The following is a 13,028-nucleotide window of genomic DNA, read 5'->3' on the forward strand; positions in this document are numbered from 1 at the left end:
TTGAACCGAAAGAAGTCCAATATGCATAATTGGGTTGGTCCAAACTGGAAAGTCCTTAACCGTGCGGGAAAATAAAAAAAGAGGAGTCCGTGCCATTGGTTTTCACCGTTGTGGCACAATTTACTGATAGCTTGCCCATGCCGGGTTAGGCACGGCGCGGCCGGGATAGAAATACAAATCAACAAAATGAAATAGAAAAGGCCGCCCGGGGCACGGTTGCTTTGCGGAGCGGCCTTTTTCTTACCTCTTCCTTTTGCGTCGCCACAGCATGAAAAGCGAAGCGGTCAGGGCAGCGGTGAGAAGCGGTTCTTTTTTCAATTTATTATCTTTTGTATACAGTGCATCCTTTACAATCAGGTTCACATTTTGCGGGCGTTCGGCAAGGCGCCGCATATAATAGCCGAACCAGTCATTTCCGAACGGCATGTACGTCGTGAAATGGTATTTTTTCGCCAGTTCATACTGCATCTCCTGGCGAAATCCGTACAGCATCTGAAACTCAAACCGGCTGTGTGGGATTTGGTTTTCTTCAATAAATGCTTCCAGTTCGCGAATGATGTGGTGGTCATGGGTGGCAATGGACGTATATGCCTCGCCGAGCAGCCGTTTTTTTACAAGCTTTACATAGTTCCGGTCAATTTCCGCTTTTGACTGAAAAGCGGCTGTCTCGCTTTCTTTGTAAGCGCCCTTTACAATCCTGAGCCGGACATCCTTCAGTTCATCCATAACCGCTTCGGCGTTGCGCAAATACGCCTGGATGACTGTCCCGACATTTTGGTACGTTTCAAGCAGGGTTTTCAACACCTCTATTGTAGCATGAAAATGGGTATAATCTTCCATGTCAATATTGATGAAAATCCCGTATTCCGCTGCACGCGCCAAAATGTCTTCCATATTTTGCAGGCAAAACGTGCGGTCAATATCCAGCCCGAGCTGGGTCAGTTTCACCGAGATATGGCAGTCCATGTTCTCCTCATGGATCCTGTCCAGCATTTGCAGGATACGCTGTTTCGCCGATGCCGCTTCCGATTTTTCCGATACGAATTCGCCCAGATTGTCAACGGTGCAGCTGATTCCGCGGGCATTCATTTCCCGGATGGTCCGGGTGACGGAATCAATATCCGTCCCCGCAACAAATTTTTCAGCACCGAACCGAAAACCCCATTTTTGCGCACTTTTATTTAAAAACCTGCTGTTTGAAAGGCCGATGAAAAAATCCCTCGTCAAATTTGCCATATCGCCTTCCCTCCCGTTAAAACATTTCCGATACAGACTTTGCTTCCATAAACAGCTTCAAATAATCCGGGCCGCCCGCTTTCGAATCGGTACCGGACATTTTAAAACCGCCGAACGGCTGGTAACCGACAACGGCCGCCGTGCATCCCCGGTTAAAATACAGGTTGCCGACATGGAATTCGTACCGGGCGCGTTCCAAATGCTCCCTGTTTTTCGAAATGACGGCGCCTGTCAGACCGTATTCCGTATTATTGGCAATTTCAAGCAGTTCGTCAAAATCTTTTCCTTTCGCAAAAGCGACAACCGGCCCGAAAATTTCTTCCTGCATGATCCGTGCCTTTGGATTTACATCTTTAAAAATCGCCGGGTAAACGAAAAATCCTTTTTCGCCATCCGTTTCCCCGCCAAAGACGAGTTTGCCCTCTTCTTTGCCGATTTCTATATAACTTTTAATCTTGTTAAACTGCTTTTCGTTAATGACAGCACCCATGTACACATTTTCTTCGGACGGGTCGCCGACGGTTACGTTTTTCGCAAGGGCGATCGCCTTTTCGAGCACTTCTTCATATACGTCTTCATGCACGACTGCCCGCGAGCAGGCTGAACATTTCTGGCCGGAAAAACCGAATGCCGACTGGACAATCGCATCTGCGGCGAGATCGAGATCCGCTTCTTTATCGACAATAATCGTATCTTTGCCGCCCATTTCAGCAACGACCCGTTTTAAAAAGTGCTGGTCCTTCTGCACTTTCGCAGCCCGTTCATAAATGCGCAGGCCCGTTGCTTTGGAACCCGTAAAGTTAATCCAATGGGCAGACGGATGATCCACCAGGTAATCGCCGATTTCTGCCGGATCGCCCGGCACAAACTGGAGCACGCCTTTCGGAACCCCCGCTTCTTCCAAAATTTCAACGAGTTTGTATGCAATAACAGGCGTGCTTTCCGAAGGCTTCAGCAGAACCGGGTTCCCGGCAACAAGCGGGGCAACCGTCGTGCCGCAAACAATGGCGAAAGCAAAATTCCACGGCGGAATGGTCACCCCCGGCCCCATCGGCTGATAAAAATAAGTGTTGTGCTCATTTTCACGCTGTTCCATTTCCTGCCCCTTTGCAAGCTCAAGCATCTGGCGGCCGTAGTATTCCAAAAAGTCGATTCCTTCCGCCGTATCCCCGTCCGCCTGGCTCCACGGCTTGCCGGCATCAAACACAAGCCACGCCGACAGCTCATGTTTGCGGCGGCGCGCAATCGCAGCGGCTTTGAACAGCACATTCGCTCGCGCTTCGGGTGCCATTTTCCGCCAGCTGCGAAATGCCTCATTGGCGCCTTCGAAAGCTTTGTCAACCAGTTCTTTCGATGCTTTCGAAACTTTCCCGACAACCTGTTCTTTATTCGCAGGATTGACGGATACGAGCTTATCCTCTGTAAAAATCCGTTCTCCGTTTATTACAAGCGGGTACTCCTTCCCGAGTTCCGCACGCACTTTTTCAAGTGCCGCTTGAAACGCCTGTACGTTTTCAGGCTGGTTAAAATCCGTTAATGGTTCATGTTTAAAAGGCAAGACCAATGAAAAAACCTCCTTCATCCTCGTTCTGGCTTAATACCATGCAAGAATCATGCCAACTTCTGGAACATCCCTGTTTCCCTATATCCGCAAAAAAATAAACCGTTTTCTATGTACAATATATTTACACAATTGTAAATCGAATGTACAATACCTTTACACGACAAAGGGGAGGAAGACGGAAATGGCAAATGAACTGTCTTATTTGCAGGCGGTATTATCGGCGGAAAATGATGCGATTACGATCGTAAACGAAAAAAAGGAAGTCATTTATTGGAATGATGCCGCCGTCCGGACCTACAATATTCCAAAAGAAATGATCTTAACCAAAAAAATTACCGATTTTTTTCGCGATGATGATTTAATGGTGCTCAAAGTGCTGCGGACAAAAGCCCGTATTACCGACCAATATCATCGGCCCCGCCCCGACAAGCATGTCGTCGTCAATGCGCGGCCCATTTTTGACAACCGCGGCAGGCTGATCGGCGCGGTATCCGTGGAACGCGATATCACCCAGATTGTTAGGCTGAACGACAATCTCGTCTCCACTTCCATAGAACTGAATGAACTGCGCCAAAAAATGTACACAAGCTATGAAGAAACGCCTTTTTCCAAATTAAAGGGGAAAAGCCGCGCGCTCCGGGATACGATCCAAATTGCGGCGAAAGCGGCGAAAACGGATGCCGTCACGCTTATTCTCGGCGAGTCCGGCACCGGGAAAGAAATATGCGCGCGCGCTATCCATGAAGCAAGCGCGCGGAAAAACGGCCCTTTTATTCCGGTGAACTGCGGCTCGATCCCTTCCGCCCTGTTTGAAAGCGAATTATTCGGCTACGAACCTGGCACGTTTACGGGTGCGGAGAAAAAAGGAAAAGCGGGAAAAATTGAAGAAGCGGACGGGGGTACGCTGTTTTTGGACGAAATCGGCGAACTGCCGCTAGATATGCAGGTGAAGCTGCTGCGCGTGCTGCAGGAAAAAGTGATTTACCGCATTGGCGACGCTTCGGGCAGGAAAATCAATGTCCGTTTTATTGCCGCCACCAACCAAGACATTGAAAAAATGATGAAAGAAAAGACATTCAGGTCGGACCTTTATTACCGGTTAAATGTTATTCAAATTACGATGCCGCCATTAAGGGTGCGCACAGACGATATTCCTGTCCTCGCCCGCTACTTTCTGAAACAATTTGCCGTCCAGTACAAGATGCCTGAACCGGAACTCGCCCCTGATGCCCTTTCTTTCCTGCAAGCGTATCATTGGCCAGGGAATGTCCGGGAGCTCCGGAATTTAATGGAACGGATGGTGATCCTATCAGAAAAGCCGTTTATTGACCGCGCCTCCCTTCTCCGCTTTTTCCAGGGAAATGAAACCCAACCGTCCGGAAGTGCCATCCCGGAAAGCGGCACTTTGCCTGTGGAAAAAGAAAATATGGAAAAACAGCTCATTGAAAAAGCATTGCGCAAAGCAGGCGGGAACAAATCCGCCGCAGCAAAAGAACTTGGCATTTCAAGGGTCACCCTGTATCAGAAGCTGAAAAAATTTGGAATTGGGAGCTGACTTCCCCCGCCGGGAAAAACGAAGAAGGGCAAGCCGCGATCGGAGCAATAAAAAAGGGATGCACATTTCAGGCATCTTCATTGTGCATCCCTTAATATCCTCAATGTTTAATTAAAAAGTATTTTTTCTTCCCTCTTCTAATAACGGTAAATTCGCCGCCGATTTTGTCCTTTTCCTGCAACACAAACCCGAGATCCGTTACGCGGTCACCGTTTACGTAAATGGCGCCGTTTTGGATATCTTCGCGTGCCTGGCGTTTTGACGGGGAGATTTTGGCGGCAACGAGCAACTCCACAAGCTGCTTTTGTTCTTCGCTTTCAAGCTGGAATGACGGAACATCTTTAAATCCCTGCTTCATTTCTTCAGCCGACAGTTTCTTCACATTGCCGCTGAACAATGCTTCTGTAATATTCAAAGCCTGCTGCAATGCTTCCTCCCCATGGATCAGTTTTGTCATTTCCGCGGCCAGCGTTTTTTGGGCTTTGCGGAGATGCGGTTCGGTTTCAACCGATTTTTCCAGCTCTTCGATTTCTTCTTTTGGCAAGAAGGTGAAGTACTTCAAGTATTTTACGACATCGAGGTCAGCCGTGTTGACCCAGAACTGGTAAAACTCATATGGCGATGTTTTCTCGGCATCGAGCCAGACTGCGCCGCTTTCTGTTTTCCCGAATTTTGTGCCGTCCGCTTTTGTGACAAGCGGAATGGTAAGCCCGAAAGCTTTTTCTCCTTCCGGTTCGAGCTTGCGGATCAGCTCAAGGCCGCTTGTAATATTGCCCCACTGGTCGCTTCCGCCGATTTGCAGGCGGCAGTTGTATTGTTTATACAAGTTAAAGTAATCGACGGCCTGGAGGATTGTATATGTAAATTCCGTAAACGAAATACCGGTTTCAAGCCGTGATGCGATCGTGTCTTTTGCAAGCATGTAGTTGATGCCGATATGCTTTCCGTAATCACGCAGGAAAGTAACGAGATCCATCGAGCCGTGCCAGTCATAGTTATTGACCATGATAGCGCCTGACTCGCCGTCAAAATCAAAAAAGCGTTCCAGCTGTTTTTTCAATGCTTCGCCGTTTTGCTTGACCTTTTCAACTGTTAACAGCTTTCTTTCTTCCTTCTTGCCGCTCGGGTCGCCGATCATGCCGGTTGCCCCGCCGAGCACGACAATCGGCCGGTGTCCCGCTTGCTGGAAACGGCGCAGCGTCAGGTACGGGAGCAGATGCCCGATATGCATGCTGTCGCCTGTCGGGTCAATCCCGCAATACAGGGTCACTTTCCGGTTTTGAAGCAACTCCGCGAGCCCTTCTTCGTCTGTCTGCTGGTAAACAATTCCCCGCCATTTTAAATCTTCGAGTAAATCCATTTCAAACCACTCCTTTTGTGCCATTTCAAATGCCGGCAGCATTCAGGTTCCAGCGCCCGGCTTATATCCGGCGATAATGGGCAGGAACCTGTTGCTGCCTTCTTTTTCCTGTAAAACAGAAAAACGCCCCTCCGCCAAAACGAAGGGACGATTGTATCGCGTTACCACCCAACTTGAGAATTGCTTCTCCACTCATTTGGATAACGGCTGGGGGCCGTCTGCCGTATCCGGCAAAAGCTCCGGGGTGTAATTCGCCGCCTGCCTGTACCGGTTCGCACCATCCACCGGCTCTCTTGTATGCAACAACAGGAAGCTACTTGATCCTTTCGACGCTTCATTCATCAAATTGTAAGTTATTTTTACCATATACATTTTGAAATGTCAACCTTGCCAAGCAGGCTGCACCAGCGCTTTCTTCAAATTCGGTAATGCCCATTTTAACCTTTCCTCATCCGGCAAAGGCCCTGTTCCGTCCCGAAGCACGCCTTCCAGCGTGTCTTCCCGTTTTCTTCCAACCCAAACCGTGCCTTTCCGATCGTATACACCCGGCAATCACCGGGCATGGGCGGCAACACCGGCAATCCGTTCCGGGCAGGTGTAAATATTCATCGACCCGCCGCGGATAAAGCCGATCGTGGTAATGCCGAGTTCTTCAGCGGATTCCAGGGCGAGTGTGGTGGGTGCCGATTTCGATAAAATCACCTCGCAGCCGATTTTCGCTGTCTTCAATAAAATTTCCGAGGAAATGCGCCCGCTGAATGCAAGGATTTTCCCTTTTGTGGAAACCTGATTTTTCAAACAATATCCGTAAATTTTATCAAGCGCGTTATGGCGGCCGATATCCATCCGGCTGACAAGGATCCCGCCGGCATCGCACAGTGCAGCATTATGGACGCCCCCTGTTTTTTTAAACACTTCGGCATTCTCCTGCAATGCTTCCATCAGCCGGAAACAATCATCAACTGTAATCCGGACGTGCACACCGTCCATTTTTTTCGCCGCCAGAGCATCATTGACAAAAACAAACGCCTGCCTGCTCATTCCACAGCAGGAGGTGATATAACGTTTATTTTGCAGCTGTTCGTAATAAGGATTAAGATGATCGGTCCGGACATGGACGAATCCTCCTTTTTCATCCGTCCAGATGTCGCGGATATCTTCATAGCGCCGGACAACCCTTTCCGACACAAGATAACCGACCGCCATGTCCTCGATATATTCAGGTGTGCACACCATCGTCACCCATTCCTGCCCATTCACTTTTAATGTCACCGGGAATTCCGTTGCGACTGTATCCAGCGCCCGTTCGAGCCGCCCGTTCTTGAAACGGAGAATTTCCCTCTGCGTGTCCACATTTTTCATGGGTTCAACAGCCCCCTATCTATAATGTTTTATTTTAAAGGAATCAGATTAAAAACAAAAGCCGCCCGCTCAAATAGGCAAAACATTCTGATGGTTTGTTCATTTTTGCATCAGATGCTAGAATAAAAAAGAGAATGGTAGTTTTATTTTTGCAAAGGTTTGGTATAAGTAACAGAGTTGCCGGTTTTTTGTATTCTTTTCTGAAGGCCTGCCTTCATTGTTTGCAAAAGGAGGAAAAGAAATGGAAACCAAATCGATCCACATCACGATTGATGGCCGGGATTATGAAGCCCGCCCCGGTGAGAAAATCATCGATGTGATCAACCGGAATGATATTTTTCATCCACAAATTTGCTATTACCCGGAAGTAGATCCAATCCAAACTTGCGACACTTGTATTGCGGAAGTAAACGGGGAATTGATGCGCACCTGTTCGACGGCGGCGGAGGACGGCATGGTGGTCCACCTCAGCGATGACCGGTCGGAAGCGGCCCGGCATGAAGCGATGGACAGGATTCTCGCCAACCACCTTTTATACTGTACGGTGTGCGACAATAACAACGGCAACTGCATCGTCCACAATACAACGGAAAAAATGGGCATCGAACACCAGAAATATCCGTTTACACCAAAAACGGACGCAAGCGGGGTCGACTATTCGCACCCGTTTTACCGGTACGACCCGAACCAGTGCATCGCATGCGGGAGATGCGTGGAAGCCTGTCAAAATCTGCAGGTGAACGAAACGCTTTCCATTGACTGGGAAGCAGAACGCCCGCGCGTCATTTGGGATAACGGCGTTCCGATCAACGAATCGTCATGCGTTTCCTGCGGGCATTGCGTCACCGTCTGTCCTTGCAATGCATTGATGGAAAAATCAATGCTCGGCGAGGCAGGCTATTTAACCGGGCTTGAAGAAGACCTGCTTGACCCGATGATTGATCTTGTGAAAAAAGTCGAACCGGGTTACGGCAGCATTTTTGCCATATCCGAAATCGAAGCTTCGATGCGCGAACAGCGCACGAAAAAAACGAAAACCGTTTGCACCTTCTGCGGTGTCGGCTGCACATTTGAAGTATGGACAAAGGGCCGGAAAATTTTAAAAATCGAACCGAAGCATGAAGGACCGGTAAACGCCATCTCCACTTGCATCAAAGGCAAATTCGGCTGGGATTTTGTGAATTCCGATAAGCGGCTGACAAAACCGCTTGTCCGTAAAGACGGAAAATTTGTAGAAACGTCATGGGATGAAGCGCTCAGCGTGGTGGCAAGCCGGCTGAAAGAAATCCATTCCCAATACGGAAAAGATTCCGTCGGTTTTATTTCTTCTTCAAAAGTTACCAATGAAGAAAACTATTTGATGCAAAAGCTGGCGCGCCAGGTGTTTGAAACCAACAATGTCGACAACTGTTCGCGCTATTGCCAGTCGCCGGCAACGGACGGCCTGCTCAGAACCGTCGGCATGGGCGGCGACAGCGGCACGATTAAAGATATTGCGTCAGCCGGCCTTGTCATGATTGTCGGCGCGAACCCGGCGGAAGCCCACCCGGTCCTTGCGACCCGCATCAAACGGGCCCATAAACTGCACGGCCAGAAACTGATTGTTGCCGATATGCGCAAAAACGAAATGGCAGAGCGCGCCGATCTTTTTATCCATCCGAACCAGGGCACAGACCAGGTATGGCTGATGGCGGTGACAAAATATATCATCGACCAGGGCTGGCATGACCAAAAATTCATCGAGGAAAAAGTGAACTTTTTCGATGAATTTAAAGAAACGCTTGAAAAATACACGCTCGACTACGCTGAAAAGATGACCGGTATCCCGAAGGAAACGCTGATCCAAATCGCCGAAATGATCCATCAGGCAGACGGAACATGTATCCTCTGGGGCATGGGCGTCACGCAAAATACAGGTGGTTCCGATACGTCCGCTGCTATTTCCAATCTGCTTCTTGCAACCGGAAACTATACACGTCCGGGTACAGGCGCTTATCCACTGCGCGGGCATAACAACGTGCAAGGCGCATGCGATATGGGCACGCTGCCGGGATGGCTGCCGGGCTACCAGCATGTGGAGGATGATGCGGCACGCGAAAAATTTGAAAAAGCGTACGGCGTCAAAATCAGCAACAAACCGGGACTGAACAATATTGAAATGCTGCATGCGATTGCAGCCGGGCAGTTAAAAGCCATGTATATCATCGGCGAAGACATGGCGCTTGTCGACTCCGACGCCAACCATGTTAGCGAGGAACTTTCCAATCTTGACTTTCTTGTCGTCCAGGATGTCTTTTTCTCAAGGACGGCCCAATATGCGGATGTTGTTTTGCCTGCAGCCCCGTCGCTTGAAAAAGAAGGCACCTTTACAAACACGGAACGCCGTGTGCAACGGATGTACCAGGCACTCCCGGCTTTGGGCGAATCCAAACCGGACTGGTGGATTATCCAGGAAGTGGCAAAACGGCTCGGCGCAGACTGGCATTACAGCCACCCGGGCGAAATATTTGCCGAAATGGCCAGCCTGGCTCCGCTGTTTGCACAGGCGGACTACGACAAATTGGAAGGCTGGAACAGTTTCCTTTGGGGAAGCCTTGATGGCGCCAATACCCCGCTTCTTTACAAGGACGGCTTCCCGTTCCCGGACGGCAAAGCGCGGTTTGCCCTGACAGACTGGGTAAAACCGGCTGAATTTCCGGAACAATACGATTTGCATATTAATAACGGCCGGATGCTGGAACAGTTCCACGAAGGCAACCTGACCAATAAATCGGAAGGCATCGAATCAAAAGTTCCAGGCGTATTTGTTGAAGTGTCACCGGAGCTTGCAAAAGAACGCAATCTCGACACCGGAGACCTTGTCCGCGTCACTTCCCCGTTCGGATCGCTGAAACTGCATGTGCTGGTTACAGACCGCGTGCAGGGCAATGAGCTGTACTTGCCGATGCACTCGACAGAAAAGGAATCGGCGATCAACTTCTTAACCGGGCCGATTTACGATAAACGGCAAAGCACACCGGCGTTTAAACAAACGAAAGTGAAGATGGAACTGATCCAAAAAGGCGGGAAGCCGCCGCTGCCAAAAACAAACCACCGCGATAAGAAACGCAATCCTACACGCGGCGTGGAAGTCGAACGGAAATGGCAGCGCGAAGGCTATCAACCATTAACAGACGTACGCTAAGGGAGGGAAAAAAGGATGGCCGCTCCAATCACAGAGATTGTAAAACAGCAGCCGGCGGAAGAAGAAATCACCCGGCAAAAGCTCGAGGAATTGGAAAAACTGGTTGCCGATCATAAAGATGCGTTTGAAAATTTGATCCGCCTGATCGATGATTTCAATGATACCGGTGCACTGGAAGCCGCAAATGCAATGATTCTCGCAAAAAACGATATTTTAAAAATCGTCCTCGAGCAATTGTCCCGGGAACAGGTCGTCAACCTGATCAACATGCTGCTCGGCACGGCCGGCGTCTTTATGAAAGCCGACCACGACCTTATTATCCACTTGATGAACGGTGTATCATCAGGCTTTGATGAAGGCAAGCAATTCATTGGCTCGGAGGAAAAAGTGACATTGTTCGGGCTGCTGAAATCGTTGAGCGACCCGGACGTCAACCGGGCAGTCGGTTTCGCCATTTCCTTTTTGAAAGGCATGGGAAAAGCGCTCCAGGAACCGGTGCCGAAAAAAGAAGACGTGGATCATGAAACATTGGCAAATATTTAACGCCATTCAAAAAGGAAGCACGGAAATGCGTGCTTCCTTTTTCATTGAAAATATTTTTGATAAAGCGAACGGGCCTCTCTCTTATCTTTCGTCCCGTGAATGAGCATCCTCCCGTCCGGAAATAAAACCGTCCGGTGGCCTTCAAGCGCAGTGATCATTAAGTAGCCGTTATATTGCACGGCAGCACCGCCCGCTTTCATCTCCCGCGCCATGTTTTCAAGCTCGAACGTGCCCGGATGGCGGATTTGGACTGTATCCCGCCCGCACAATACATCGGCGGATGATTGGGATTGAAGGGCCGGATAGACCGGATGCCCTCCGCATGACGGGCAGTCCTTATTTTTCATTTTTCCTGCTTTGATAAAATGGTGTTCGCCCTGCCAAATATCAAACACGGCAACAGATGGTCGCGGCTTTTCCCCGGAAAGCAGCTTTAAAGCCTCTGTTGTCTCATAAGCCGCGGTCATTTGCACAGCCGGCGCGATAATGCCCGCTGTATCGCACGTCGCGTGGTAAGCGGGGAGATGGCCAATCAGGCAGCGGAGGCAAGGCGTTTCGTCGGGAATAATGGGAAACGAAACACCGCAGCTGCCAACGCAGGAGCCGTAAATCCACGGAATCCGGTATTTTTGCGCCAGGTCATTCACATAAAAGCGCGTCTCAAAATTATCGGTCCCGTCAATGATCACATCAACGCCTTCTTCCAAAACAGAAAGAAATTTCGAGTCAAATGCATCGATCACATGCGCCTCGATCCGGATGGTGCTGTTGATGGCTTCAAGCCGTTTTTTTGCGGCGATGGCTTTTGGCAAATGGGTGCGCGCATCTTCCTCACAATACAAATTTTGCCGCTGCAAATTCGATTCATCGACATAGTCACGATCCACAATCGTGATTTTTCCGGCGCCCGCCCGCGCCAAGCTTTCCGCAACAGCGGAGCCGAGCGCGCCGGCGCCAATGATCAGCACATGGCCTTTTGAAATGTTTTGCTGCCCGTTTTCAGCGATCGGGGCAAACAGCATTTGCCGGGAATACCGTTCCATGCTCATTCCTCCTGCCTGATATAATGCCCGCTTTTTCCGCCTGTTTTTTCGATCAGATAGGTCGGCCCGATGACCATGCCTTTGTCCAGTGCCTTGCACATATCATAAACGGCCAGCGCGCATACGGACGCCGCTGTCAAAGCTTCCATTTCCACGCCCGTTTGCCCTTTCGTTTTGGCCATCGCTTCGATATCAAGGCTGTACCCGTCTTCCCGTTCGTGCCAGCTGAACGAAATGTCAACGCCTGTTAAAGGCAAGGGGTGGCACATCGGAATGACATCCGCCGTTTTTTTTGCGCCCATAATGCCGGCTACCTGTGCGACGGCAAGCACGTCCCCTTTTTTGATTTTAAAGTTTGTAATCTGTTCATAGACTTCCTTTGACACGATCACACTGCTTTTTGCGCGCGCCGTCCTGGCGGTTTCCGGTTTTGCCGTTACATCGACCATTTTGGCGCGGCCCTGTTCGTTCATATGCGTCAAGTTTCCCATCTTTCAACCTCCGCTGACCGGCGGGATGAGGGCAACGGTATCGCCGCTATGGACCATTTCCTCATCGCGGGCAAATTCTTCGTTCACGGCCACCATAACTGCATCCTGCTGCAAAATCCCTTTTTCCGCAAGCGCCTGGCGCAGTTCGGCGACCGTCATTTTTTCGCAGTTGATGTCCATTTCAGAACGGCCGGCCTGTTCTTTTAAATGGGCAAATAACAATACTTTAATCATCGTTCAAACGCCTCCGGTGCCCCTGATTCATAGAAAACCGTTTCCTTTTGGTTGCCGACCCACATTTCGCCGTTTTCCCAATGTTCTTTTTTCCAGATCGGCACCATTTCTTTGATTCTTTCAATCGCGTACCGGTTTGCCCGGTAAGCCTCATCCCGGTGCGGGGCGGAAACCGCAATGGCAACCGCAATGTCGGAGATGCCGAGGCGCCCGGTCCGGTGCACGATCGCCGTTTTGGCTTCCGGGAACTGCTGCCGGATTTCCGTACCGATTTGTTCCAGCTTTTTCCGGGCCATCGGTTCGTATGCTTCATATTCCAGATACAATGTTTTCTTTCCTTTTGTCATTTCCCGGACAGTGCCGATAAAAGTGACAATGGCGCCTGCATTCCGGTCGGCAACAGCCTGGATCAGTTTGGAAACATCCACCGGTTCTTTTACAATTTCAAACATCTTT

Annotated in this window: 11 protein-coding genes and 1 other annotated feature; of the genes, 3 read left to right on the forward strand and 8 right to left on the reverse strand. The window is 49.8% G+C overall.

The genetic code is table 11. The features are described from left to right. Positions 1–240 precede the first annotated feature (240 nt). Both NST20_RS10445 and pruA read right to left on the reverse strand, forming a co-directional pair. The gene (locus NST20_RS10445; protein ID WP_340702791.1) at positions 241–1,236 is read right to left on the reverse strand and encodes a proline dehydrogenase family protein; all 996 of its coding nucleotides are present in this window, start codon (positions 1,234–1,236) and stop codon (positions 241–243) included. A 16-nt stretch (positions 1,237–1,252) separates the two neighbouring features. Then, entirely contained in the window at positions 1,253–2,800 is a 1,548-nt protein-coding gene (gene pruA / locus NST20_RS10450; RefSeq protein ID WP_014097717.1) for an L-glutamate gamma-semialdehyde dehydrogenase, read from the reverse strand. A 181-nt stretch (positions 2,801–2,981) separates the two neighbouring features. Here pruA and NST20_RS10455 point away from each other — a divergent pair, with 181 nt between their 5' ends. Continuing rightward, complete coding sequence (locus NST20_RS10455; RefSeq protein ID WP_014097716.1) at positions 2,982–4,355, forward strand: sigma-54-dependent Fis family transcriptional regulator; 1,374 nt, start codon at positions 2,982–2,984, stop codon at positions 4,353–4,355. A 100-nt stretch (positions 4,356–4,455) separates the two neighbouring features. On the opposite strand, the gene tyrS is transcribed toward NST20_RS10455, so the two are convergent. Together tyrS and fdhD are read right to left on the reverse strand one after the other, a co-directional pair. Further along, entirely contained in the window at positions 4,456–5,715 is a 1,260-nt protein-coding gene (gene tyrS, locus NST20_RS10460; RefSeq protein WP_265114994.1) for a tyrosine--tRNA ligase, read from the reverse strand. A 140-nt stretch (positions 5,716–5,855) separates the two neighbouring features. Next, positions 5,856–6,054, reverse strand: a binding site (T-box leader). Positions 6,055–6,267: 213 nt separating this feature from the next. After that, complete coding sequence (fdhD, locus tag NST20_RS10465; protein WP_014097714.1) at positions 6,268–7,077, reverse strand: formate dehydrogenase accessory sulfurtransferase FdhD; 810 nt, start codon at positions 7,075–7,077, stop codon at positions 6,268–6,270. A 241-nt stretch (positions 7,078–7,318) separates the two neighbouring features. Here fdhD and fdhF point away from each other — a divergent pair, with 241 nt between their 5' ends. Both fdhF and NST20_RS10475 read left to right on the forward strand, forming a co-directional pair. After that, positions 7,319–10,261: a formate dehydrogenase subunit alpha gene (gene fdhF, locus NST20_RS10470; RefSeq protein ID WP_342399403.1), complete on the forward strand. Its 2,943-nt coding sequence runs from the start codon at positions 7,319–7,321 to the stop codon at positions 10,259–10,261. Positions 10,262–10,276: 15 nt separating this feature from the next. Then, a complete protein-coding gene (locus NST20_RS10475) occupies positions 10,277–10,804 on the forward strand; it encodes a DUF1641 domain-containing protein (protein WP_017554563.1) in 528 nt (175 codons plus the stop codon). A gap of 41 nt (positions 10,805–10,845) precedes the next feature. On the opposite strand, the gene NST20_RS10480 is transcribed toward NST20_RS10475, so the two are convergent. Genes NST20_RS10480 through NST20_RS10495 form a run of 4 tightly spaced genes read right to left on the reverse strand, consistent with a single transcriptional unit; the run spans position 10,846 to position 13,024 of the window. Then, positions 10,846–11,847: a ThiF family adenylyltransferase gene (locus tag NST20_RS10480; RefSeq protein WP_019720705.1), complete on the reverse strand. Its 1,002-nt coding sequence runs from the start codon at positions 11,845–11,847 to the stop codon at positions 10,846–10,848. A 2-nt stretch (positions 11,848–11,849) separates the two neighbouring features. Further along, entirely contained in the window at positions 11,850–12,338 is a 489-nt protein-coding gene (gene moaC, locus NST20_RS10485) for a cyclic pyranopterin monophosphate synthase MoaC (protein WP_013859962.1), read from the reverse strand. 3 nt (positions 12,339–12,341) lie between these two features. Continuing rightward, entirely contained in the window at positions 12,342–12,572 is a 231-nt protein-coding gene (gene moaD, locus NST20_RS10490; RefSeq protein ID WP_013859963.1) for a molybdopterin converting factor subunit 1, read from the reverse strand. Then, positions 12,569–13,024, reverse strand: coding sequence for a molybdenum cofactor biosynthesis protein MoaE (locus NST20_RS10495; protein ID WP_013859964.1), 456 nt, complete (start codon positions 13,022–13,024; stop codon positions 12,569–12,571). The genes moaD and NST20_RS10495 overlap by 4 nt, the downstream gene beginning before the upstream one ends. Between the last annotated feature and the right edge of the window lie 4 nt (positions 13,025–13,028).

The organism is Weizmannia sp. FSL W8-0676, assembly GCF_038593015.1.
GTDB classification, from domain to species: Bacteria; Bacillota; Bacilli; order Bacillales; family Bacillaceae_C; genus Weizmannia; species Weizmannia coagulans.